This window comes from Actinomycetospora soli (assembly GCF_021026295.1).
In the GTDB taxonomy this organism is placed as follows: Bacteria; Actinomycetota; Actinomycetes; order Mycobacteriales; family Pseudonocardiaceae; genus Actinomycetospora; species Actinomycetospora soli.
The window spans coordinates 154,552-179,226 of the sequence record NZ_JAJNDA010000012.1; the positions used below are offsets into that span (position 1 = coordinate 154,552).

Here is a 24,675-nt window from a genome sequence, read left to right on the forward strand (position 1 = left end):
GCGGGCGTCGCCGGCGGAGAACCCGCGGCGGCGGGCGACCGCCAGCGTCGAGGTCGCGGCCTCGGTCGCCGACGAGGTGCCGGCGTCGACCGACTCGCCCGCGTCGGGGCCCTCGGTGTCGCTCACGCCCGGGGTGTGGCCGTCAGGCGTCGTCACTGCTGGTCACCGCCCTTCTTGGCAGCAGAGGTGACGAGGACCAGGCCGCCGCGCGGGCCGGGGACGGCGCCGCGGATCAGCAGCAGGCCCGCGTCGGCGTCCACGCCGTGGACGGTCAGGTTCTGCGTCGTGGTCTTGACGTTGCCCATCCGGCCGGCCATGCGCGTGCCCTTGAAGACACGGGCCGGGGTGGCGCAGCCACCGATGGAGCCGGGCGAGCGGTGCTTGCGCTGGGTGCCGTGGCTGGCGCCGAGGCCGTGGAAGCCGTGGCGCTTCATGACACCCGCGGTGCCCTTGCCCTTGCTGTTCGCCGTGACGTCGATGACGGCACCGGCGGAGAACACCTCGGCGGTGACCTCCTGGCCGACCTCGTAGGACGAGGCGTCCGAGGTGCGGAGCTCGACGAGGTGGCGCCGGGGCGTCACGCCTGCCTTGGCGAAGTGGCCGGCCTCCGGCTTGTTCACCTTGCGGGGGTCGATGGCGCCGAAGGCGATCTGGACCGCGTTGTAGCCGTCCACGGAAGGGGTCCGCACCTGCGTGACGACGCAGGGGCCCGCCTTCACGACGGTGACGGGGACGACGCGGTTCGCCTCGTCGAACACCTGGGTCATGCCGACCTTGGTGCCGAGCACGCCGCTCAGGCGCCGCTCGTTGCTGCGGAGAGGATCTGCAGACATGCCGGGCCTCACTGGATGTTGACGTCGACGCTGGCCGGCAGGTCGATGCGCATGAGCGCGTCCACCGTCTTGGGCGTCGGGTCGACGATGTCGATCAGTCGCTTGTGCGTGCGCATCTCGAAGTGCTCGCGCGAGTCCTTGTACTTGTGCGGCGAGCGGATGACGCAGTACACGTTCTTCTCCGTCGGCAGCGGCACCGGGCCGACGACGGAGGCACCGGTGCGCGTCACGGTCTCGACGATCTTGCGAGCCGACGCATCGATGGCCTCGTGGTCGTAGGCCTTGAGCCTGATGCGGATCTTCTGTCCCGCCATGGTGGCTTGCCGTTCCTCTTCTCGTCCTCGAACGATGCCGCACCGGCCCCGCGGCGGTCGTCCCGCGCGGCGACCCCGCGGACCTCCGGTCCACGCGGTCGGGCGTGTCGACGCCTCCGGCCGGTGCGCCCCGGACGCTCGTCGCTCCGCGGCCTCAGGCCCTCGCTGTGCGCTGACCCTCGCTGTTCATGGTGTGTCCGTCCCGCGGTCGCCCCTCCCGGGGCTCGCACGGCACGGTGGACGACGCCCTGGGGTGACGTCCGGTTCGTGCCCGGGTCCTCGACGGACCCCGCTCACGCCGGGGCGGTCGGCTCGATACCGATTGAGCCGACCGCCCGGGCAAGCAACCCCACCAGTGTCGCACGCGCCCGTGGGCGCCCCGACACCGGGGTGAGGGTCCTACTTGTGGATCTTCGTGACCTGGCCCGCGCCCACGGTCCGGCCACCCTCGCGGATGGCGAACTGGAGGCCCTCCTCCATGGCGATGGGCTGGATCAGCTGGACGGACATCTCGGTGTTGTCACCGGGCATGACCATCTCGGTGCCCTCCGGCAGCGTCACGACACCGGTGACGTCCGTGGTCCGGAAGTAGAACTGCGGGCGGTAGTTGTTGAAGAACGGCGTGTGCCGGCCGCCCTCGTCCTTGCCCAGGATGTAGACCTGGCCGTCGAACTCGGTGTGCGGGGTGATCGAGCCCGGCTTGCAGATGACCATGCCGCGCTCGACGTCCTCGCGCTTGATGCCGCGGACGAGCAGGCCGACGTTGTCGCCGGCGCGCCCCTCGTCGAGGAGCTTGCGGAACATCTCGATGCCGGTGGCGGTGGTCTTCGTCGACTTGGCCTTGATGCCGACGATCTCCACCTCCTCGTTCACCTTGACGATGCCGCGCTCGACGCGACCGGTGACGACGGTGCCGCGGCCGGTGATCGTGAAGACGTCCTCGACGGGCATGAGGAACGGCTTCTCGGTGTCGCGCTCCGGCGAGGGGATGGCCTCGTCGACGGCGTTCATCAGGCTGACGATGGCGTCGGCCCACTCGGCGTCGCCCTCGAGGGCCTTCAGGGCCGAGACGCGGACCACGGGGAGGTCGTCGCCGGGGAAGTCCTGCGAGCTGAGCAGCTCACGGACCTCCATCTCGACGAGCTCCATGATCTCCTCGTCGTCGACCATGTCGGCCTTGTTCAGCGCCACGACGATGTAGGGCACGCCGACCTGGCGCGCGAGCAGCACGTGCTCGCGGGTCTGCGGCATGGGGCCGTCGGTGGCGGCGACCACGAGGATCGCGCCGTCCATCTGCGCGGCACCGGTGATCATGTTCTTCACGTAGTCGGCGTGCCCGGGGCAGTCGACGTGCGCGTAGTGCCGGTTCTCGGTCTGGTACTCGACGTGCGCGATCGAGATCGTGATGCCGCGCTGACGCTCTTCCGGCGCCTTGTCGATCTGGTCGAACGCGGACGCCTGGTTGAGGTCCGGGTACTTGTCGTGCAGGACCTTGGTGATCGCGGCCGTCAGCGTCGTCTTGCCGTGGTCGATGTGACCGATGGTGCCGATGTTGACGTGCGGCTTGGTCCGCTCGAACTTGGCCTTCGCCACTGCTCTCGTCCTCCTGGACTTTCTGGGTCTGTCGTCGCCGGGCTCGGCGGTACGTCGGTCGTGCGGTCCTCTGGGTGGGCTGACGCCGGGCGGAGGACCCGAGGTGACTCCACGAGGCTAACGGGGACGGATCCCCCGCCTCACCGCGCCCCGTCGTCCCGGTCCGGGACGACGGGCCACGGCCGGGGTCACTCGCCGGTCGCCTTGGCGATGATCTCCTTGGCCACGCTGGCCGGGACCTCGCCGTACGAGTCGAACTGCATGGAGTAGTTCGCCCGGCCCTGGGTCTTCGACCGCAGGTCACCGACGTAGCCGAACATCTCCGAGAGCGGCACCACGGCCTTGACGATCCGGTTGCCGCTGCGCTCCTCCATGGCCTGGATCTGGCCACGGCGGGAGTTCAGGTCGCCGATGACGTCGCCCATGTAGTCCTCGGGCGTCGACACCTCGACGGCCATCAGGGGCTCGAGGATGGCCGGGTCCGCCTTGCGGGCCGCCTCCTTGAGCGCCATCGAGCCGGCGACCTTGAACGCCATCTCCGACGAGTCGACCTCGTGGTACTGACCGTCGAGCAGCGTCAGGCGCAGGCCCGTCATCGGGTAGCCGGCCAGCACGCCGTACTGCATGGCGTCCTGGGCGCCGGCGTCGACCGACGGGATGTACTCGCGCGGGACGCGACCACCGGTGACCTTGTTGACGAACTCGTAGAGCGCGCCGTCCTCGGACTTCTCCATCGGCTCGAGCGCGATGATGACGCGCGCGAACTGGCCGGAGCCGCCGGTCTGCTTCTTGTGCGTGTACTCGTACTTCTCCACCGGGCGGCGGATGGTCTCCCGGTAGGCCACCTGCGGCTTGCCGATGTTGGCCTCGACCTTGAAGTCGGACTTCATCCGGTTGACCAGCACCTCGAGGTGGAGCTCGCCCATCCCCTTGATGATGGTCTGGCCGGTCTCCTCGTCGCGGGCGACCTGGAAGGTCGGGTCCTCGTCGGTGAGCCGCTGGATGGCGGTGGAGAGCTTCTCCTGGTCGGCCTTCGACTTCGGCTCGATCGCGACCTCGATGACCGGGGTCGGGAACACCATCGACTCGAGGATGACCGGGTTCTGCGGGTCGCAGAGCGTGTCACCCGTCGTGGTGTCCTTGAGCCCGACGACCGCGTAGATGTGCCCGGCCATGGCCTCGTCGACCGGGTTCTCCTTGTTGGAGTGCATCTGGAAGACCTTCCCGATGCGCTCCTTGCGGTCCTTCGTCGAGTTGATCATCTGCGCGCCCGAGGCGATCTTGCCCGAGTAGACGCGGATGTAGGTGAGCTTCCCGTAGAACGGGTGGCTCATGATCTTGAACGCGAGCGCCGCGAAGGGCTCCTCGGTCGTCGCGTGGCGCACGACCGGGGTCTCGCCGTCGAGCAGCGTCCCCTCGACCGGCTTCACGTCGACCGGCGCCGGCAGGTAGGCGATGACGGCGTCGAGCATGGGCTGCACGCCCTTGTTCTTGTACGCCGTCCCGCAGAGCACCGGGTTGTACTCGCTGGTCACCGTCACGGCGCGGATGCCGTGCTCGATGTCCTCGACGGAGATCTCCTCGCCGGCGAAGTAGCGCTCCATGAGCGACTCGTCGTTCTCGGCGATGGCCTCCATGAGGGCCTCGCGGTACTCGGCCGCCTTCTCGGCGTACTCGGCCGGGATCTCCTCGACCGTGTAGTCCTCGCCCTTGGAGACCTCACCGCGCCAGGTGAGGGCGCGCATGCGGACCAGGTCGATCACGCCGTAGAAGTCGGACTCGACCCCCATCGGCAGCTGCAGGACGAGCGGCTTCGCGTGCAGCCGGTCCTTGATGGTCTGCACGGTGAAGTAGAAGTCCGCGCCGAGCTTGTCCATCTTGTTGACGAAGCAGATGCGCGGGACGTCGTAGGTGTCGGCCTGGCGCCACACCGTCTCCGACTGGGGCTCGACACCCTCCTTGCCGTCGAACACGGCGACCGCACCGTCGAGGACGCGCAGGTTGCGCTCGACCTCGATCGTGAAGTCGACGTGGCCGGGGGTGTCGATGATGTTGATCTGGTGGTCTTTCCAGAAGGTCGTCGTCGCGGCCGACGTGATCGTGATGCCGCGCTTCTGCTCCTCCTCCATCCAGTCCATCGTGGCCGCGCCGTCGTGGACCTCACCGATCTTGTAGTTGATGCCGGTGTAGTACAGGATGCGCTCGGTCGTGGTGGTCTTGCCCGCGTCGATGTGGGCCATGATCCCGATGTTGCGGACCTTGCCCAGGTCGGTCAGCACGTCGCGTGCCACGGAATTCCTCTTCCTTGTCGGATCGTCGCCGCGGGTCTGGCGCGGCGGACCTGCGCGACATCGGGCGGCCCCCGACGGTTCTCACCGGGGGCCGGCCCGCGTCACCAGCGGTAGTGCGCGAAGGCCTTGTTCGACTCGGCCATCTTGTGGGTGTCCTCGCGGCGCTTGACCGCGGCACCGAGACCGTTCGAGGCGTCGAGGAGCTCGTTGGTGAGCCGCTCGACCATCGTCTTCTCCCGGCGCGCGCGCGCGTAGGTGATCAGCCAGCGCAGGCCGAGCGTGGTCGAACGACCGGCGCGCACCTCGATCGGCACCTGGTAGGTCGCGCCACCGACGCGGCGGCTGCGGACCTCGAGGGCCGGCTTCACGTTGTCCAGCGCCCGCTTCAGCGTGACGACCGGGTCGGCGCCGTTGCGCTCGCGGCAGCCCTCGAGGGCGCCGTACACGATGCGCTCGGCGAGCGACCGCTTGCCGTCGACGAGCACCTTGTTCACCAGCTGCGTCACCAGCGGGGCCCCGTACACGGGGTCGGACACCAGCGGACGCTTCGGAGCGGGTCCCTTGCGCGGCATGTCAGCCCTTGTCCTTCTTCGTCCCGTAGCGGCTGCGGGCCTGCTTGCGGTTCTTGACCGCCTGCGTGTCCAGCGCACCGCGGATGATCTTGTAGCGAACGCCCGGCAGGTCCTTCACACGACCGCCGCGCACGAGCACGATCGAGTGCTCCTGCAGGTTGTGGCCCTCGCCGGGGATGTACGCGGTGACCTCGATCTGGTTCGAGAGGCGCACGCGCGCGACCTTGCGGAGCGCGGAGTTCGGCTTCTTCGGGGTGGTCGTGTAGACGCGGGTGCAGACACCGCGTCGCTGCGGGCTGCCCTTGAGGGCCGCGGTCTTGGTCTTCTCGACCTTGTCCTCGCGGCCCCGGCGGACCAACTGCTGGATGGTGGGCATTCGTTCCTCTGGCTCGTGTCCTGCTTCGCTGTCTCGTCGGTGTCGGACCCCGGTCGCGGGGTCGGGCGTGTCGCTGAGAGCGTCCACGGCCCTCACACTCGACACCGCCGGCGCACCCGGTCGTCGTCGGCGACGCCCGGACCGGGCGCAGCGCAACGACCCGATCGCGTCGGGCACCGGGTACGACGATACCCGGCGTTGACACGCGGGTTCGCAGGTGGGTCCGGATCCGCGTCCTCCCGGTGGAACCGGGGCGCCCTCGACGGACCCTGCGTGCCCTCGAAGACCGACGGTGGATCTCCATATCGGGTCGCCGTACACGCGACTCCGAACGGGCTCGCCGCAGACTACACCAACGGCGCCTCGAGCAGCCACAACGCCGGCCCGCCGGTCGGCATTCCCCGGACCCGACCGTCCCCGGACAGCAGGACGCCCCCGCCCGGCGGTGCCGGACGGGGGCGTGGGTCGTGCGGGGTGCGCTCCGTCAGCGGTACTGACCGAAGTCGTAGTCGTCGAGCGGGACGGCCACGCCGCTGCCGCCGCCGAAGACGTCGGGCGAGTAGTACCCGTCGTCGTAGCTCGGCAGCGCGTACGCCGCGGCGCGCGCCTCCTCGGTGGGCTGCACCTGGATGTTCCGGTACCGGTTGATGCCGGTGCCGGCCGGGATGAGCTTGCCGATGATGACGTTCTCCTTCAGCCCCACGAGGCTGTCGGACTTCCCCTCGATCGCGGCGTTGGTCAGGATCCGCGTCGTCTCCTGGAACGACGCGGCCGACAGCCACGACTCGGTGGCCAGCGAGGCCTTCGTGATGCCCATGAGCACCGGACGCCCCGCCGCCGGGTCGCCGCCCTCGGCGACGACCTTGCGGTTCTGGCCCTCGAACTCGGCACGGTCGACGACACCGCCGGGCAGGAACTCCGTCGCGCCCGAGTCGATGATCGTCACCCGGCGCAGCATCTGCCGGACGATGACCTCGATGTGCTTGTCGTGGATCGACACACCCTGCGAGCGGTACACCTTCTGGACCTCGTCGACGAGGTGCAGCTGCACCTCGCGCGGGCCCATGACGCGCAGGATCTCGTGCGGGTCCGCGGTGCCCTCGAGCAGCTGCTGCCCGACGTCGACGTGGTCGCCGTCCTGCAGCGGACGCTCGGTGCCGTCCACGGTGAGGGTGGCGAGCCGCTGCCGCTTGGACAGCTTGTCGTAGACGACCTCCTCCGACCCGTCGTCCGGGATCAGGGTGATCTTCCAGAACTTCTCGCCGTCCTCGAGCTGCACCCGGCCGTCGACGTCGGCGATCGGCGCCTTGCCCTTCGGCACGCGGGCCTCGAAGACCTCCTGCACACGCGGCAGACCGGTCGTGATGTCCTCGCCGGCCACGCCACCCTGCTTGAAGGTACGCATGGTCAGCTGGGTGCCGGGCTCACCGATCGACTGCGCGGCGACGATGCCGACCGCCTCGCCGACGTCGACGAGCTGGCCGGTCGCGAGCGAGCGGCCGTAGCACATCGCGCAGACACCCTGGGCCGAGTCGCAGGTCAGGACGCTGCGGACACGCACCTTGTCGATGCCGTGGGCGATGAGCGAGTCGATCGCCTGCTGGCCGATGTCGCCGCCCTTGGCGAGGACGACCTCACCGCTCGCGTCGGTGACGTCGGACGCCGCGGTACGGGTGTAGACGCTGGTGTCGACGTGCACGTCGCGCTGCAGGGTGTCCCCGACGCGCTCCGCGATCGGCATCGGCACGCCACGCTCGGTCCCGCAGTCGACCTCGCGGACGATGACGTCCTGCGAGACGTCGACCAGACGACGGGTCAGGTAGCCCGAGTCCGCCGTGCGGAGCGCGGTGTCGGCCAGACCCTTGCGCGTGCCGTGGGTCGAGATGAAGTACTCGACGACCGTCAGGCCCTCGCGGTAGTTCGCCTTGATCGGGCGCGGGATGAACTCGCCCTTCGGGTTCGCGACCAGACCCTTGATGCCCGCCAGCTGGCGGATCTGGGTCATGTTGCCGGCCGCGCCCGACTCGACGATGCGGCGGATGGAGTTGTCCTCGGGGAACTGGTCCTCCATCGCCTTCGCCACCTCCTCGGTGGCCTGGCCCCAGATGCGCACCATCTCGTCGTTGCGCTCCTGGTAGGAGAGCGCACCGCGCTGGTAGCGCTTGTTGACCTGCTCGGCCCGCTCCTCGTAGCCCTCGAGGATCTGGGCCTTGTTGGCGGGCACGACGACGTCGTCCATGGCGACCGTGACGCCCGAGCGCGTGGCCCAGTGGAAGCCGGCGTCCTTCAGCCGGTCCAGCGTCATGGCGACCTCGGTCATCGAGTACCGCTCGGCGAGGTCGTTGATGATCGCCGCCTGCCGCTTCTTGGGCAGCAGGTCGTCGACGAAGGGGTAGTCCTCCGGCAGGAGCTCGTTGAAGAGCACCCGGCCCAGCGTGGTGTCCGCGAGCCAGGGCGTGCCGGGCTCGTGGTCCTCGCCGACCATCCCCGGCCCCGGCACGACGTCCGCGGTCAGGCGGATGCGGCAGGGCGCCTGCAGGTGGAGGGTCCCCAGGTCGTAGGCCATGATCGCCTCGGCCGGGGACGAGAACGCCCGCCCCTCGCCCTCGGCGCCCGGACGCTTGGTCGTCAGGTAGTAGAGCCCCGTGACCATGTCCAGACGCGGCATGGCGAGCGGCTTGCCCGACGCCGGCGACAGGATGTTGTTGGCCGACAGCATGAGGATGCGGGCCTCGGCCTGCGCCTCGGCCGACAGCGGCAGGTGGACCGCCATCTGGTCACCGTCGAAGTCGGCGTTGAACGCCTCGCACACCAGCGGGTGCAGCTGGATGGCCTTGCCCTCGACCAGCTGCGGCTCGAAGGCCTGGATGCCGAGGCGGTGCAGCGTGGGCGCCCGGTTCAGCATGACCGGGTGCTCGTTGATGACCTCCTCGAGCACGTCCCAGACCTGGCCGCGCTGACGCTCGACCATCCGCTTCGCGGACTTGATGTTCTGGGCGTGGTTGAGGTCGACCAGGCGCTTCATGACGAACGGCTTGAACAGCTCGAGCGCCATCTGCTTGGGCAGGCCGCACTGGTGCAGCTTGAGCTGCGGGCCGACCACGATGACCGAGCGGCCCGAGTAGTCGACGCGCTTGCCGAGCAGGTTCTGCCGGAAGCGGCCCTGCTTGCCCTTGAGCAGGTCGGACAGCGACTTGAGCGGGCGGTTGCCCGGCCCGGTCACCGGCCGGCCGCGGCGACCGTTGTCGAACAGCGCGTCGACGGCCTCCTGCAGCATCCGCTTCTCGTTGTTGACGATGATCTCGGGCGCGCCGAGGTCGATCAGTCGCTTGAGGCGGTTGTTGCGGTTGATGACCCGGCGGTACAGGTCGTTGAGGTCCGAGGTGGCGAAGCGGCCACCGTCGAGCTGCACCATCGGGCGCAGGTCCGGCGGGATCACCGGCACGCAGTCGAGCACCATGCCGCCGGGACGGTTGCCCGTCGCCTGGAACGCGGCCACGACCTTGAGCCGCTTGAGCGCGCGCAGCTTGCGCTGCCCCTTGCCCGAGCGGATGGTCTCGCGGAGGTTCTCCGCCTCGGCGTCGATGTCGAAGGTGTCCAGGAGCTTCTGGATCGCCTCGGCACCCATGGCACCGGTGAAGTAGTCCGCGTAGCGGTCGTAGAGCTCGCGGTAGAGCGACTCGTCCTGGATGAGCTGCCCGCGGTCGAGCTTGGCGAAGGTGTCCCACACCTCCTGGAGGCGGTCGAGCTCGCGCTGCGCGCGGTCGCGCAGCTGACGCATCTCGCGCTCGCCGCCCTCCTTGACCTTGCGGCGCACGTCGGACTTGGCGCCCTCGGCCTCGAGCTCGGCGATGTCGGTCTCGAGCTTCTGCGCCCGCGCCTCGAGGTCGTTGTCGCGCTGCGACTCGAGGCGCTTGCGCTCCCCGGCGATCTCGTTCTCGAGGGTCGAGAGGTCGTTGTGCCGCTGGTCCGCGTTCACGTCGGTGATGACGTAGGCCGCGAAGTAGATGATCTTCTCGAGGTCCTTCGGCGCGAGGTCGAGCAGGTAGCCCAACCGCGACGGGACGCCCTTGAAGTACCAGATGTGCGTGACGGGTGCGGCCAGCTCGATGTGGCCCATCCGCTCACGACGCACCTTGGCGCGGGTCACCTCGACGCCGCAGCGCTCACAGATGATGCCCTTGAAGCGGACGCGCTTGTACTTGCCGCAGTAGCACTCCCAGTCCCGGGTCGGACCGAAGATCTTCTCGCAGAAGAGTCCGTCCTTCTCGGGCTTGAGCGTGCGGTAGTTGATGGTCTCGGGCTTCTTGACCTCGCCGAAGGACCACTGCCGGATGTCGTCGGCCGTAGCCAGACCGATCCGGAGCTCGTCGAAGAAGTTGACGTCGAGCAAAGGTTCTCCCCTGGATGGGTGAGCTGTTTTCTAGAGGGTCCGCGTGCGTCGCCCGGGCCGACCGGTGTGGCCGGCCCGGGCGACGCAGCGAGGCGTCAGTTGACGACGTCGTCCACGGAGGGCGACTCGTTGCGCGAGAGGTTGATGCCGAGGTTGGCCGCGGCACGCTCGAGGTCCTCGTCGTCGCCGTCGCGCATCTCGATGGCGGCACCGTCCGAGGACAGCACCTCCACGTTGAGGCAGAGCGACTGGAGCTCCTTGAGGAGCACCTTGAAGGACTCCGGGATACCGGGCTCCGGGATGTTCTCGCCCTTGACGATCGCCTCGTAGACCTTGACGCGGCCGAGCACGTCGTCGGACTTGATCGTCAGCAGCTCCTGCAGCGTGTACGCCGCGCCGTAGGCCTGCATCGCCCAGCACTCCATCTCACCGAAGCGCTGACCACCGAACTGCGCCTTACCACCCAGCGGCTGCTGGGTGATCATCGAGTACGGGCCGGTCGACCGGGCGTGGATCTTGTCGTCCACGAGGTGGAGCAGCTTGAGGATGTACATGTAGCCGACCGCGATCTGGTGCGGGTAGGGCTCACCGGTACGTCCGTCGAAGATCTGCGCCTTGCCGTCCGGACCGACCAGCCGCACGCCGTCACGGTTCGGCAGCGTGGAGCTGAGCAGGCCCGAGATCTCGGTCTGGCGGGCACCGTCGAACACCGGGGTGGCGGTGTTCGTGTCGGGCTCGACCCGGCGCATGTCGTCGGGCATGTTCACGGCCCACTCGGCGGTGTTGTCCGCGTCGACGTCCCAGCCGCTCTTCGCGATCCACCCGAGGTGGGTCTCGAGGACCTGGCCGATGTTCATGCGTCGCGGCACACCGTGGGTGTTCAGGACGATGTCGACGGGGGTCCCGTCGGCGAGGAACGGCATGTCCTCGACCGGCAGGATCTTGCCGATGACGCCCTTGTTGCCGTGACGGCCGGCGAGCTTGTCGCCCTCGGAGATCTTGCGCTTCTGGGCCACGTAGACGCGGACCAGCTCGTTGACCCCGGGCGGCAGCTCGTCGTCGTCGTCGCGCGAGAACACGCGGATGCCGATGACCTTGCCGGTCTCGCCGTGCGGGACCTTGAGCGAGGTGTCGCGCACCTCGCGCGCCTTCTCACCGAAGATCGCGCGGAGCAGGCGCTCCTCCGGGGTCAGCTCGGTCTCGCCCTTGGGCGTGACCTTCCCGACCAGGATGTCGCCGTCGGCCACCTCGGCGCCGATGCGGATGATGCCGCGCTCGTCGAGGTCGGCGAGGACCTCCTCGGAGACGTTCGGGATGTCCCGGGTGATCTCCTCGGCGCCGAGCTTCGTGTCGCGCGCGTCGATCTCGTGCTCCTCGATGTGGATCGAGGTCAGGACGTCGTCCTGGACGAGACGCTGCGACAGGATGATCGCGTCCTCGTAGTTGTGCCCCTCCCACGGCATGATCGCCACGAGCAGGTTCTTGCCCAGGGCCATCTCACCGTCCTCGGTGCACGGCCCGTCGGCGAGGACCTGACGGGCCTCGACGCGGTCGCCCTCGGAGACGATCGGCTTCTGGTTGATGCACGTGCCCTGGTTGGAGCGCGTGAACTTGTGCAGCCGGTGCGTCGTCCGCTGGCCGTCGTCGTCCATGATCGTGATGTAGTCGGCGCACAGCTCCTCGACCACACCCGGACGGTCCGCGGCGATGACGTCGCCCGCGTCGACCGCGGCGCGCAGCTCCATCCCGGTGCCGACCAGCGGCGACTCGGAACGCAGCAGCGGCACCGACTGACGCTGCATGTTCGCGCCCATGAGGGCGCGGTTGGCGTCGTCGTGCTCGAGGAACGGGATCATGGCCGTCGCGACCGACACCATCTGGCGCGGCGAGACGTCCATGTAGTCGACCCGCGTCGGCGCGATGAGGTCGACGTCGCCACCCTTGCGGCGGACCAGGATGCGGTCGTCGAGGAAGCGGCCGTCCTCGTCGAGCGGCGCGTTGGCCTGCGCGACGACGAAGCGGTCCTCCTCGTCGGCGGTCAGGTAGTCGATCTGGTCGATGACGACCCCGTCGACGACCTTCCGGTACGGCGTCTCGATGAAGCCGAACGGGTTGACCCGCGCGAAGCTCGACAGCGACCCGATCAGGCCGATGTTCGGGCCCTCCGGGGTCTCGATCGGGCACATGCGGCCGTAGTGCGACGGGTGGACGTCCCGGACCTCCATGCCCGCACGCTCACGGGACAGACCACCCGGGCCGAGCGCGGACAGCCGGCGCTTGTGCGTCAGGCCCGCGAGCGGGTTGGTCTGGTCCATGAACTGCGAGAGCTGCGAGGTGCCGAAGAACTCCTTGATCGCCGCCACGACGGGACGGATGTTGATCAGGGTCTGCGGCGTGATCGCCTCGACGTCCTGGGTCGTCATGCGCTCGCGCACGACGCGCTCCATGCGGGAGAGACCCACCCGGATCTGGTTCTGGATGAGCTCGCCGACCGTGCGCAGGCGCCGGTTGCCGAAGTGGTCGATGTCGTCGGTCTCGACCGGGATCGTGTCGCCGTTCTCGGCCGCCACCTCGGTCTCCCCCGCGTGCAGGCGCACGAGGTAGGAGATCGTCTGGATGATGTCGTCCTCGGTCAGCGTGCCGGTCGACGGCTCGACGCCGACGCCCAGCTTCTTGTTGACCTTGTACCGACCGACCTTCGCGAGGTCGTAGCGCTTGTCCTTGAAGAACAGGTTCTCCAGGAGCGTCTGCGCCGACTCGCGCGTCGGCGGCTCGCCGGGACGCAGCTTGCGGTAGATGTCGAGCAGCGCCTCGTCCTGGCCGGCCGTGGCGTCCTTCTCGAGGGTGGCGAGCAGCGTCTCGGAGAAGGAGAACTTCTCCTGGATCTGCTCGGTGGTCCACCCGAGGGCCTTCAGCAGCACGGTGACCGGCTGCCGGCGCTTGCGGTCGATGCGCACACCGACCGTGTCGCGCTTGTCGACGTCGAACTCGAGCCACGCCCCGCGGCTCGGGATGATCTTGACGCTGAAGACGTCCTTGTCCGTCGTCTTGTCGACGGTGCGGTCGAAGTACACGCCGGGCGAGCGCACGAGCTGCGAGACGACGACGCGCTCCGTGCCGTTGATGATGAACGTGCCCTTGTCGGTCATCACGGGGAAGTCGCCCATGAAGACCGTCTGGGACTTGATCTCACCGGTCGTGTTGTTCGTGAACTCGGCCGTCACGAAGAGCGGGGCCGAGTAGGTCATGTCCTTGTCCTTGCACTCCTCGACGGAGGCCTTCACCTCGTCGAAGCGAGGGTCGGAGAAGGACAGCGACATCGAACCGGAGAAGTCCTCGATCGGAGAGATCTCCGCGAGGACCTCCTCCAGACCACCGATCGGGGTGTCCTCGCCCGCTTCCACGCGGCGCTCGAACCACTCCTCGCTGCCGACCAGCCACTCGAAGGACTTGGTCTGCAGGTCGAGGAGGTCAGGGACCTCCAGCGGCTGGTCGAGCTTGGCGAAGGAGACCCGGAGGGGAGCTCCGGGGAACGACGCGTGGTGATTCGAGGACCTGGTGGCGCGGGTAACTGCCAAGATGCGTCCTTCCGGAACAACGCTGTCTGACGCTGTCAGTAGCTCGTCCGCTCGAGACGCAGCGCAGTGCCCCGGGCGGCCGACTCGCGCGGCCTGCGGGGTGCCCACGGGTGACGTGGGGACACGTGAAGGCAGCGCGATCCGACAGTCTAGCCATGGCTGGACGCACGTGTCGAACACCCCCCTCCGTGACGCGCCTGCGGGGGCCGGTCCGTGAGGGCCGGGCCCGACCGCGGGGTCGGACGTGGGGGTCTCGCGCTGGGAACAGCGTGACCGGTGACCACGCCGCAGTCAAGTCCGACGCGCAGCCGATCGCGGCGCGTCGCGACCTCCCGCCGCAGGTCAGAGCCGTACCTCGTGCGAACGGGCCCGGGAGGGACCCCCATCGTGGGGTCTCTCCCGGGCCCGTCGTCGTGCCGGCCCGCGCCGCGCCTACAGCGGCTTGAGCTCCGTGATCTTCCAGCGGCCGTCCTGCCTGACCACCTGCACCGACAGGAGGCCGGGGGCGTTGGTGGTCTGGTTGTTCGTGGTGCGCTCGGCCGTGAACTGCACGAAGGCGATCAGGCTCGCCCGGTCGGTCGTGAGGTCCTGCACGCCGATGTTCAGCACGCTCGCGGTCTGGCGCAGCTTCTGCTCGGTGGCCGGCCCGCGGATCGTCTGGTCGAAGACCTGCAGGTAGTTCGTCGTGAACTCCCCGGTCGACTGCGTCTTCGCGGCGTTCACCGAGTCGTCGAGCTTGGTGAAGTCGTAGGACAGGATCGACTCGAGGGCACCGCGCGTCTGCCCGACGACCTCGGCGGTCCCCGCGACGTCGACCACGGCGGCGTTGGCGTAGGGCTGGCCCTCCGCCCGGTCACCGCGGGCGGCGACGAACGCCAGCGTGGCGAGCGCGAGGCACACCACGATCACCACGGCGAGCACCGCGATCAGCCGCTTCGGGTTCGCCCCGAGCGCGGCGAAGGGACGGGTCACCGCGGCGGCGACCCGCGCCCCGCGCGACTCCCCCGGCTCCGTCGGGCGCGACGCGGCCGGCGCGGGGGCCGGACGGGCCGGACCCGGACGGTCGAGCACCGCGGTGCCGCCGCGGCGCGAGGACGCGCCGGCCGGGGTCATCGCCCGGGTGGGCCGGCGCTTCGGCTCGGGACGCTCCTCCGTGGGGCGACCGTCGGCCTCGATGTCATCACCGGGGCCGGCGGGTACCGGGGCGGCGGCCACCTCGTCGTCGGGTGCGGCGGCCGGGGCCGTACCGGCGGCGGGACCGTCGGCCGGGGTGACCGGCGTCCCGGCGGCCGGGGCGTCGACCACCGGGCCGGCGGGGGCCGTCCGGCCGGGGTCCGTGACGGCCGCGGTGTCCCGCGGCTTGGTGGTGTCGGCGGCGGGGACCGGGGTCGGCTCGTCGGCGCCGGTCCGGCGCGGGTCGCGCAGACCGGCGACCTTGGGGCGGCGGCCCGCCGGGGACGTGCTCGGGGTGGTGCGGCTACGGGGTGGCACGGGGCTGTTCCCTTCCTCAGCTCTGACCGGCGGTCGGGGCGGCCTTCGAGGCCTTCCAGCCGTCCGGGGTGCGCTGCATCTCGACCTGGAACAGCTGCTGCTTCTGGGTGGGCTGCTGGTTGGAGCTCGACGCGGTCACGTTGATCGCGACGATCGCGGAGGCCGTCCCGCGGTCGTCGTCGAAGGCGGTGAGCGAGGCCCCCGCCGGCGTGGCGACGACGGACGCCTGGGCCTTCTTCAGGCTGTCGGCGAACTGCTGACGGACCTTCTGGTACTCGGTGAGCATCGGGTCGGTCAGCGACGACTGCGCGGCCTGGAGGTCGGCGTCGATCGTCTGCGGGCGCACCGTGTTGATGTTGACGACGATCTGCTCGGCGGCGTCGACGGCCACGTCGCGGTCGGCGGCCTGCGTGGCGGTCGTCCCGTGGGACCCGATCCACCAGTAGACGCCGGCGGCGACGGCCGCCGCGAAGGCGAGCACAGCCAGGACGGCCAGGATGCGGATCGTCGTCCGCTGCGACGGGACCTTCAGGCGGCCCCGTCGCGTGGACGGCTCGAGCGTGTCGGTGGAGGGCAGGGTCCTCAACTCCTCGGGGTAGGAGCCCGCCCCGTCGCGCTACCCCAGGCCGGGGATGACGACGGGCGGGGCACCGCGCCCGGAGTCCGCCAGGACATCGGCCGGAGACGACGAGAGTCCGGAGAACGCGGTGGTCTGGTCTGCATTCTGCGACCCGGCCCGTGACGCGGACGACCCGGGGTTGCTACCGGGGGTCTGCGCCGGCTTCTGGCCGGGCGTGAACGGCGTGGCGGGCACCGGGGTGACGTTGCCGAAGTTGCCGGGGGGCGGGTTGCCCGGGGCGTAGTAGTACTGGTTCGGGTCGAGGATCTCGCCGTACGGCCGCTTGCTGCCGTCCAGCTCCGGGGTGTGCTGGAGGCCGCGGGGGTTCACGGCCCCTCCCTGAGCACAGAACGCCCGGGTGTCCAGCGGAGGGAAGTCCAGCGCGGTCGCCGGTCGCCAGCCGTCGTTGGGCTGCAGGTAGCCGTCCCGGCAGTAGGGCGGGTCGGCGACGTTGAGGACGAGGCCGAAGTGCACGCGGCCGTCGCCGGGGAGCACCGCCGGGGCCACCGCGGACAGGCCCGGGTAGGTGACGAGCAGCTGCTCGACCCCGGCGAGGCGCGGCTGGATGATCCGCACCGTCGTCAGGACGTTCGCGAGGACCCGCGACAGGTCGGGACCCGTCTCCCGCAGCAGGCCCTCGAGCTGCGTGGCGGCCGGGGGCGCGGCGCGCACGAGCCGGCGCAGGTTCGGGTCGTCGGCCTTCAGCTGCGCGGTGAAGAGGTTGAGGTCGCGGCTGAACGAGAGGATCTGCGGCCCGAGCGAGGCCTGGGTGTTCAGCACGACCCGCCCGTCGGCGAGCAGCTGCCGGGTCTGCGGCAGGTTGCGGATGGCGTCGCCGACCAGGGCGTTGGAGCTGTCGAGCAGGCGCTGCAGGTCGGGACCCGTGCGGTCGAACGCCGTGTAGAGCTCGTCGACGGTGGTCCGCAGCTCCGGGAGGGGCACCGAGGTCGCCAGGGAGTTCAGGTTGGCGAGCAGGCCGTCGACCTGGGTGGGCGTGCGCACCCGGTCGACCGGGATGACGTCGCCGTCCTGGAAGTACGGCCCGCCGTCGCGCGTCGGCTGCAGGTCGACGTACTGCTCGCCGACCGCGGACCGGTTGGCGATGACGGCGATCGCGTTCGCCGGCACCTCGGGCGCGTCGTTCTCGATCTCCAGCTCGGTCTCGAGGCCACCGGGGGTCACCCGCATGTCGCCGACCTTGCCGATCTCGACGCCGCGGTAGCTCACCGACGCCTTCGGGAAGATGCCGCCGGAGTCCTTCATCTCGACCCTGACCGTGTACGGGCCCAGGCCGATGAGGGAGTCGGCGCCGACGTAGCGGAACGAGATGTATCCGATGCCGACCACCGACAGGATGACGAAGATGATCAGCAGGTTCCGGATCTGCTTCGTCATGTCAGTTCCCGCCTTCTGGCTCGGCACCGGGGGTGCCCTCGTCGCCGGTGGCGCCGGCCCCGTCCGCGGTCCCGCCCGTCGTGCCGGTCCCGCCCGTCGTGCCGGTGCCGCCCGTCGTGCCGGTGCCGCCCGTCGTGCCGGTGCCGCCCGTCGTGCCGGTGCCGCCCGTGGTGGTCGTCGTGCCCGTCCCGGCACCGGTGCCGCCTGTGGCGGACGTGCCCCCGAGCAGACCCCCGACGCCGGGGAGGTTGATCGCCGGCGCTCCCGTGGCGGCCCGCTGGTTCTGCAGCAGCGCCAGGATCTGGTTGAGGTTGGCGTTCTGCGGGTTGACCCCGAGCAGGTTCTGCAGGATGCCCGACAGCGAGAGCTCGACGTTGACGTCGATGTTCACGAAGTCGCCCTTCGCCGCGTTCAGGGCGTTGTCGGCGAACGGAATCGTCACGAGGAGCTGCAGCGAGCCGGGCAGGGCGTCGCCGGAGGCGACCAGGTTCCCGAGGATCGGCTGGAGCGCCGCCAGGTCGGCCACCGTGTTGGCGCCGGCCCGGTTGATCACGTCCGTGCCGACCACCGACAGCCGCTGCAGGGCCTGCAGGGTCCCGACGAGCAGACCGCGCTGCTGGTTGAGCACGTCGAGCCCGGGCTGCAGGTTGTCGATGACGTTCGCGATCTTCGCCCGCTGGTCGACCAGGGTGCGCGAGAGCCGGTCGACGGAGTCGAGGGCCCGGACGATGTCGCTGCGCTGCTGGTCGAGGGTCCCGACGAAGACGTTGAGGTTGTCGATGAGGGCCCGGATCTGGCCCTCGTTGCCGTCCAGCGCGGCGTTGAGCTCGCGGGTGATCGTCTGGATCTTCTCCACGCCGCCACCGTTGAGCAGCAGCGAGAGCGCCCCGAGGACCTCCTCGACCTGCGCGCCGACGTCGGTCCGGTCGACCGGGATGACCGCGCCGTCCTGGAGCCGGCCCTGGGGCGCCCCGATGGCCGGGTTCCCCAGCTCCACGAACTTCTCGCCGAGGAGGCTCGTCTGGCGCAGCTTCGCCATCGCGTTCGCCGGCAGGATCACGCTGCCGTTGACCGCCATCGTGACCTCGGCGGTCCAACCGTCGGGGGCGAGGCGCACCTCGCGGACGACGCCCACGGGGACGTCGTTGGTGCGCACGCTGGCGTTCGGCACGAGGTCGACGACGTTGGTGAGCAGCGCCGTCACGGTGTACGGCGAGTCGCCCAGGGCGGCGCCGCCGGGGAGCGGCACCTCCTGGACCGACTGCAGCCCACAGCCCGACAGCCCGACCGCCGCCACGAGCGCGACGACCACCAGGCGCCAGCCCCGATGGGTTCTCCCGGTGGTCGTCACCGTCCTCCTCCTGCGGTCAGTCCCTTGATCAGTTCCCCACCCGGCAGGGTCGGCGACGCGTCCGGGCCGGACGTGGCGTCGCGCGGGGTCGGTTCGGCCTGGGGTGTCAGGTTCTGCACCAGGTTGTTCGCCAGCGGCGCGACGGTCTGGTTCGCGTTGAGCAGGGCGGACAGCTGCTGGAACGGCGCCAGCGCGGAGTTGAGCGCCGTCACCCCCGCCTGGGTCTGCGTGGCGCACTGGACCTGGCCGGCGGCCAGCAGCGGCGGCAGCGGGACGTTCTGCGGGATCGGCAGCAGGCCGCCGCTGAGCAGACCGCAGAGGAGCTGGTTGCGGCTGATCGGCGGCAGGTTCAGTCCGGGGAAGAGCACGGGCCGGACGTCGAGGCTGTCGCTGCTGGCGTTGAACGCGTTCGTCAGGTTGTTGAGCGCGACCGGGGCCGCGTCGGTGAACTCGGTGAGCGCCCGGCTCTGGCGGACCAGGATGTCGGTGATGCTCGCCAGCTGGCCCACGTCGACCCGCAGGCCGTCGCGGTTGTCCCGGACGAACGACGCCACGTCCTCGAGGGCGGGCGGCAGCACCTGGAGGACCTGCGAGAGGTTGCCCCGCTCGGCGGCCAGGAAGCCGGAGATGTCGGCGAGCTGGTTGTTGAGCAGCTGCACCTGGCCGTCGTTGCGGGCCAGCATGTTCGTGAACTGCCCGAGGTTGTCGACCGTGGCGAACAGGTTGCCGCGGTTGTCCGACAGCGTCCCCACCGCACCCGCGAGCTCGGTGATCGTCGACTTGAGCGCCTCGCCGTTGCCGCCGAGGGCGCCCGCGGAGGAGCGCAGCAGGTCGTTCAGCGCGCCGGCCTTGTTGATGCCGTTCGGGCCGAGCGAGGTGGCGATGGAGTCGAGGCTCTTGTAGACGCGGTCGAGCTCCACCGGGACCGACGTGCGCTGCACGGGGATGACGGCGCCGTCGTTCATCAGCGGCCCGCCCGTGTAGTTCGGGCCGAGCTGGACGTAGCGGTCGGACACCAGGGTCGGCGCGACGATGACGGCCTGCGCGCCGGCCGCGATCGGGATGCTGTTGTCGACCTTCAGCTCCACCCGCACGACGTTGCCCTGCGGGACGATGTCCTCGACGGTGCCGACGGGCACGCCGCTGACGTTGACGGTGTTCTTGGTGTAGAGGCCGACCACCGAGGTGAAGTACGCGGTGATGGTGCGGGAGCTGCCCCGCTCGAGGGCGTACCAGAGCCCGGCCGTCGCGACGAGCGCGACGACCACGACGATCGCCAGGGTCCGGGCGAAGCTGTCGAACAACAAGGAGACACGGGTCGTCACGGGTCAGCCCCCTCCCTGGGTCGGCTGCTGGGCCGGCGCCTGCTGCTGGGCCGGTTGCTGGGTCTGGCCGATCGCGGCCGGGTTGATGAGCGGGATGCCGCCCGGGAACAGCGCGCCGAGGTCGACGCCCTGGGTCTGGCCGGCCTGGAGCAGCGGCTGCCCGAGCGAGTTGACCGCCCCGGAGATGACGGTCGGGTCCACGTTGCCCAGGAGGTCCGTGAGGAACCCGGCGGGGTTCCCCGTGGCCGCGCCCGGGTTGCAGGGCGCGTCGATCGGCGGGTCGATGTTGCAGATGTAGGCGTCGAACCAGCGGCCGTTGCCGACCACGTTGCCGAAGACCCGGATGAACGGCGAGAGCAGCCGGATGCCGTTCTCGAGGTTCGCCGAGTTCGCCTGGAGCGTCGTGAGGACGCCGTTCAGGCTGGCCAGCGTCGGTCCGAGGGTCGCCCGGTTGTCGGCGACGAGCCCGCGCAGCTGGTTCGACAGCGCGATCGTCCCGTTGAGCAGGTCGTCGATCGCGGCCTTGCGGCCCCGCAGCTCGCCCAGCAGCAGGTTGCCGTTCTGGATGAGCTTCTCGACGTCGCCGTTGCGGTCGGCGAGCACCTGGGTGGTGGCCCGGGTGTTCGCCAGCAGCTTCGCGAGCTCCTGGTCGCGGGAAGAGATCGTCCGGGAGAGACGGGACAGGCCGTCCAGCGCCGGCCGGATCGGCCCGGAGGCCCCGTCGAGGGTCTCCGAGAGCGTGCCGAGGCTCGCGCCCAGCTGGTCGGTGTTGAGGCCCTCGACGGTGGTCGTGAGGTCGGAGAAGGCCTGGATGACGTCGAACGGCGCGGTGGTGCGGCTGCGCGGGATCGCCACGTCGGGGTCGAGCACCTGGGAGCCCTCGGGGTCGAGGGCGATGTACTTCTGCCCCAGCACCGTCTTGATCTCGATCGAGGCCCGCGTCTGGTCCCCGATCCAGGCGTCGGGCGCCTTGAAGGAGATGACGACGTCGTTCCCGTCGAGCGTCACGTCGGTGACCGTGCCGACCCGGATGCCGGCCACGCGGATGTCGTCGTCGGGCTGGACGCCCGCCGCCTCGCCGAAACGGGCCGTGTATGTCGCCCCCTGCCCGATGAGGGGCAGGTCGCGGATGTTGAGCGACGCCAGCACGAGGAGCACCAGGACGAGGAGGCTCACCGCACCGATGACGATGGGGTTCCGTTTCCGGAACGGCTTCAGCCGCTGCATCGGTAACCCCCACCCGGAATCGGGAGCTGCACCTCGATCTGCGGCGGCAGCGGCAGCTGGATCGGCCCGGGCAGCGTCGTGTCGAGCTTCAGGCCCGCCGAGCAGAGGTAGAAGTTGAACCAGGACCCGTAGGTGCCGGCGCGGCCGATGTTGTTGGCCTTCTGCGGGGTGTTCCGGAGGAAGTTCTCCACGAGGCCTCGGTTGCGGTTGAGGATGTCGGACAGCTGTCCGAGCTTGACGATGTCGTCGCGCAGCGGCGGGCGGGCGGCGCCGAGGAAGCCGGCCGTCACCTGCGTCAGGTCGGCGATCGGCTGCAGGGTGGACCCGATCGCGACCCGGTCCTGGGCGAGGCCGGTGACCAGCTGCTGCAGTGAGACGATGAGGCTCGAGAGCTTCTCGTCGCGGGCGTTCACCGTGTCGAGGACCAGGTTCAGGTTGTTGATGACGCTGCCGATCACCGCGTCCCGGTCGGCGATCGTCGAGGTCAGCGAGGCCGTGCTCGCGAGCAGCTGGTTGATGTTGCCGCTCTCGCCCTGCAGCACCTGGATGATCTCGAACGACAGCCGGTTGACGTCGTCGGGGCTCAGGGCCTGGAACAGCGGCTTGAAGCCGTTGAACACCACCGTGAGGTTGAGCGGCGGCGTCGTCTGCGTCACCGGCACGGTGTCGCCGGGCTGCAGGTACTGGTTCATCGGGCCGTTGCCCCGCTGGATGTCGAGGTACCGCTGCCCGATGAGGTTCTGGTACTTGATCGCTAACCGCGCGCCGGTGGGTAGCTTGCGGGCCTCGTCCACGGAGAACGACACCTCGGCCACCGACCGGTCGGCCACCTGGACGTCGGTGACCTGCCCGACCCGGACACCGGCGATGCGCACGTCGCTGCCGGCGATGAGACCCGAGGCGTCGACGAACCGCGCCTTGTAGTCCTGCGTCGATCCGAAGTACTGGTTCTGGATGGTGCTGAGCAGCAGCAGTACCGACAGCACCGTGACGACCGCGAAGATTACGAGCTTGATCAGCGGTGCGAGGACGCCCCTCATGAGACCTCCACCGTCGTGCCGCGCATGGTGGCGGCCGTGAGGTACGGGGCGAAGGCCGGGACCTGCCCGGGCGCGAGGCCCATCTGCAGCCCGGTCAGCTCGGTCACCAGCGATCGCTCCTCGGGGGAGTTCGGCGTGTTGGGCAGCCCGATGTTGGCGGGGTCGATCCGGGCCGCTCCCTGGCCCTCGGTCGGTTGCGCGTCGGAGCCCCCGGCGGGCGGGGCGGACGGGGCGCCCGCGGTTCCCGGGGCGGCGACCCGCGACTGGACGCCCCCGTTGTCGCCCCCGGTGGAATCCATGTCCGCGTTGGTCGCGGCGGGCGGGGAGAACGAGCCGTCCTGGAACGGGCCGCCCGGCGGGTACTGCGGAGCCTTGCCGTTGACGATGTAGCAGCGCGGCCCGCGCTTGTCCCGGAAGGCCGGGGAGTCGCTCGGGAGGTACTTGCCGCGGTCGATGTTGATCTCGGCCGCGATCTTGAGGCCCGTCGTCGGCGTGAAGACGTCGTTGATCTTCGGGGTCAGGTCGGTCAGCTGCTGGAGCAGGCACGGGAACTCCGGGCTGTACCGGCGCAGCAGGTCGAGCACCGGGTACGACCGGGCGCTCAGCTCGATGATGTTCGGCCGGTTGGCGGCCAGGAACGTCGTCGTGACGTCCGAGGCCGACGTGACCGTGCGGAACGTCGACTCGAAGGCCGCCCGCTCCTCGACCAGGGTCCGGCTCGTGGTGACGAGGTTGTCCAGCGCCGAGAGCAGGTCGGGCAGGGCCGCGTTGTAGATGTCCGCGGTCGGCGTGAGGAGGCGCAGGTCGTTGATGAGGTCGGGCAGCGAGGGGTTGAGGCCGCCGACGAACTGGTTGAGCTGCACCAACGTCGCGCCGGTCTGCTGACCTCGCCCCGACAGCGCCTGGGAGACGGCCCCGAGGGTGTCGGAGAGCTTCTGCGGCTCGACCGCCTGGATCACGGGGAGCAGGTTGTTGAGCACGGTCTCGGTCTCGGTCGCATTCTGCGAGCGGTCCTGGCCGATGAAGTCGCCCTCCTGCAGGCGCCGCGGGCTCGGGTTCGGCGGCTCCTCCAGGGACACGAAGCGCTCACCGAACAGCGTCTTCGGGACGAGGCGCGCGGTGACGTTGCTCGGGATGGCCGTCAGCGCGTCGGGGTCCATCGCCATCTCGATGGTGGCCTTCTGGCCGTCCGACTCGACCGAGGTGATCTCGCCGACGATGACGCCGCGGACCTTGACGTCACCCTGCTTGGAGAGCTGGTTGCCGACCGAGTCGGTCTGCAGCGTCACCATCTCGACGGGCTTGAAGAACTTGTTGAACTGCAGCAGGCACAGCGTGACGATCAGCGCGATGATCAGCAGGAGCGCGGCGCCGGCGAGGCGTCGACGGGTCGACGAGAGCGGCGGGCGGAGGTCCTTCGTCGGGGCGGTCATCCCGCGATCCGGATCGAGGTCGTCGTGCCCCAGATGGCCAGGGTCAGCAGGTTGTCCAGGACCGTGAACACGACGATCGAGTTGCGCACCGCGTTACCGACGGCGACGCCCACCCCGGCCGGCCCGCCACCGGCGTTGTAGCCGTAGTAGCAGTGGATCAGGATGATCGCGAAGGCGAAGGCGAGCACCTTGAGGAACGAGTAGACGACGTCCTCGGGCGGCAGGAACAGGTTGAAGTAGTGGTCGTAGGTGCCCGAGGACTGCGTGTAGAAGTTCGTGACCAGCAGCCGGGACGCCAGGTACGAGGCCACCAGGCCGAGGACGTAGAGCGGGATGACGGCGACGAAGCCGGCGATCACCCGGGTCGTCACGAGGTACGGCAGCGAGGGCACGGCCATGACCTCGAGGGCGTCGATCTCCTCCGACACCCGCTGCGCGCCGAGCTGGGCGGTGAAGCCGGCGCCGACCGTCGCCGAGAGGGCGAGCGCGCTGACCAGCGGCGCCACCTCACGAGTGTTGAAGTAGGCGGTGACGAAGCCGGAGAAGGCCGACGTGCCGATCTGGTTCAGCGCCGAGTAGCTCTGCAGGCCGACGACCGAGCCGGTGAAGAACGTCAGGGTCGCGACGATGACGACCGTGCCGCCGATCACCGCCAGGGCGCCCGAGCCGAAGGCGACCTCGGTGAGGAGGCGCAGCACCTCACGCTTGTACCGACTCAGGGTGCGGGGGATCCAGCCGATCGTCTTCGCGAAGAACGTCGCTTGGTCGCCCAGGGTGTCGAGGACGCCCAGGGGGCCGTCCACGAGCGCGCGGGCGCGACGCGTGATCACTGCCATTTAGTGGT

The 24,675-nt window shown here is 69.8% G+C and carries 17 protein-coding genes; all 17 read right to left on the bottom strand.

Translation table 11 applies throughout. The features are described 5' to 3' along the window. Positions 1-152 precede the first annotated feature (152 nt). Positions 153-833: a 50S ribosomal protein L3 gene (rplC, locus tag LN037_RS20165; RefSeq protein WP_230755974.1), complete on the bottom strand. Its 681-nt coding sequence runs from the start codon at positions 831-833 to the stop codon at positions 153-155. A gap of 8 nt (positions 834-841) precedes the next feature. After that, complete coding sequence (gene rpsJ / locus LN037_RS20170; protein ID WP_018177839.1) at positions 842-1,147, bottom strand: 30S ribosomal protein S10; 306 nt, start codon at positions 1,145-1,147, stop codon at positions 842-844. Between the two features lie 399 nt (positions 1,148-1,546). Next, positions 1,547-2,740: an elongation factor Tu gene (tuf, locus tag LN037_RS20175; protein WP_230755976.1), complete on the bottom strand. Its 1,194-nt coding sequence runs from the start codon at positions 2,738-2,740 to the stop codon at positions 1,547-1,549. A 188-nt stretch (positions 2,741-2,928) separates the two neighbouring features. Further along, entirely contained in the window at positions 2,929-5,031 is a 2,103-nt protein-coding gene (gene fusA, locus LN037_RS20180; protein WP_230755978.1) for an elongation factor G, read from the bottom strand. Between the two features lie 101 nt (positions 5,032-5,132). Next, positions 5,133-5,603 (bottom strand): 30S ribosomal protein S7, encoded by a 471-nt coding sequence (gene rpsG / locus LN037_RS20185; protein WP_230755987.1) that lies wholly within the window; start codon positions 5,601-5,603, stop codon positions 5,133-5,135. 1 nt (position 5,604) lies between these two features. Then, the gene (gene rpsL, locus LN037_RS20190) at positions 5,605-5,979 is read right to left on the bottom strand and encodes a 30S ribosomal protein S12 (RefSeq protein WP_018330902.1); all 375 of its coding nucleotides are present in this window, start codon (positions 5,977-5,979) and stop codon (positions 5,605-5,607) included. A 484-nt stretch (positions 5,980-6,463) separates the two neighbouring features. After that, entirely contained in the window at positions 6,464-10,372 is a 3,909-nt protein-coding gene (locus LN037_RS20195; RefSeq protein ID WP_230755989.1) for a DNA-directed RNA polymerase subunit beta', read from the bottom strand. Between the two features lie 95 nt (positions 10,373-10,467). Next, complete coding sequence (rpoB, locus tag LN037_RS20200; RefSeq protein ID WP_179795279.1) at positions 10,468-13,950, bottom strand: DNA-directed RNA polymerase subunit beta; 3,483 nt, start codon at positions 13,948-13,950, stop codon at positions 10,468-10,470. A 432-nt stretch (positions 13,951-14,382) separates the two neighbouring features. Continuing rightward, positions 14,383-15,441 carry a hypothetical protein gene (locus tag LN037_RS20205; RefSeq protein WP_230755991.1) on the bottom strand — a complete coding sequence of 353 codons (1,059 nt, stop codon included), beginning with the start codon at positions 15,439-15,441 and terminating at the stop codon, positions 14,383-14,385. Positions 15,442-15,457: 16 nt separating this feature from the next. After that, positions 15,458-16,027, bottom strand: coding sequence for a hypothetical protein (locus tag LN037_RS20210; protein ID WP_230755993.1), 570 nt, complete (start codon positions 16,025-16,027; stop codon positions 15,458-15,460). Between the two features lie 30 nt (positions 16,028-16,057). Next, positions 16,058-17,455, bottom strand: coding sequence for an MCE family protein (locus LN037_RS20215; RefSeq protein ID WP_230755995.1), 1,398 nt, complete (start codon positions 17,453-17,455; stop codon positions 16,058-16,060). A 1-nt stretch (position 17,456) separates the two neighbouring features. Further along, positions 17,457-18,806, bottom strand: coding sequence for an MCE family protein (locus LN037_RS20220; protein WP_230755997.1), 1,350 nt, complete (start codon positions 18,804-18,806; stop codon positions 17,457-17,459). Continuing rightward, the gene (locus LN037_RS20225; protein WP_230755998.1) at positions 18,803-20,131 is read right to left on the bottom strand and encodes an MCE family protein; all 1,329 of its coding nucleotides are present in this window, start codon (positions 20,129-20,131) and stop codon (positions 18,803-18,805) included. Before LN037_RS20225 ends, LN037_RS20220 begins: the two co-directional genes overlap by 4 nt. 3 nt (positions 20,132-20,134) lie before the next feature. Further along, positions 20,135-21,307 (bottom strand): MCE family protein, encoded by a 1,173-nt coding sequence (locus LN037_RS20230; protein ID WP_308286168.1) that lies wholly within the window; start codon positions 21,305-21,307, stop codon positions 20,135-20,137. 38 nt (positions 21,308-21,345) lie between these two features. Next, the gene (locus LN037_RS20235; protein WP_230756000.1) at positions 21,346-22,398 is read right to left on the bottom strand and encodes an MCE family protein; all 1,053 of its coding nucleotides are present in this window, start codon (positions 22,396-22,398) and stop codon (positions 21,346-21,348) included. Then, positions 22,395-23,831 (bottom strand): MCE family protein, encoded by a 1,437-nt coding sequence (locus LN037_RS20240; protein WP_230756002.1) that lies wholly within the window; start codon positions 23,829-23,831, stop codon positions 22,395-22,397. The genes LN037_RS20235 and LN037_RS20240 overlap by 4 nt, the downstream gene beginning before the upstream one ends. Next, entirely contained in the window at positions 23,828-24,667 is an 840-nt protein-coding gene (locus LN037_RS20245) for an MlaE family ABC transporter permease (RefSeq protein ID WP_230756004.1), read from the bottom strand. The genes LN037_RS20240 and LN037_RS20245 overlap by 4 nt, the downstream gene beginning before the upstream one ends. Between the last annotated feature and the right edge of the window lie 8 nt (positions 24,668-24,675).

Excerpts from the sequence above, each read along its gene's own strand:
- rplC (WP_230755974.1), bottom strand. The coding sequence starts at position 833 with ATGTCTGCAGATCCTCTCCGCAGCAACGAGCGGCGCCTGAGCGGCGTG.
- LN037_RS20245 (WP_230756004.1), bottom strand. The coding sequence starts at position 24,667 with ATGGCAGTGATCACGCGTCGCGCCCGCGCGCTCGTGGACGGCCCCCTG.
- rpsJ (WP_018177839.1), bottom strand. The coding sequence starts at position 1,147 with ATGGCGGGACAGAAGATCCGCATCAGGCTCAAGGCCTACGACCACGAG.
- LN037_RS20240 (WP_230756002.1), bottom strand. The coding sequence starts at position 23,831 with ATGACCGCCCCGACGAAGGACCTCCGCCCGCCGCTCTCGTCGACCCGT.
- rpsL (WP_018330902.1), bottom strand. The coding sequence starts at position 5,979 with ATGCCCACCATCCAGCAGTTGGTCCGCCGGGGCCGCGAGGACAAGGTC.
- rpsG (WP_230755987.1), bottom strand. The coding sequence starts at position 5,603 with ATGCCGCGCAAGGGACCCGCTCCGAAGCGTCCGCTGGTGTCCGACCCC.
- LN037_RS20215 (WP_230755995.1), bottom strand. The coding sequence starts at position 17,455 with ATGACGAAGCAGATCCGGAACCTGCTGATCATCTTCGTCATCCTGTCG.
- LN037_RS20235 (WP_230756000.1), bottom strand. The coding sequence starts at position 22,398 with ATGAGGGGCGTCCTCGCACCGCTGATCAAGCTCGTAATCTTCGCGGTC.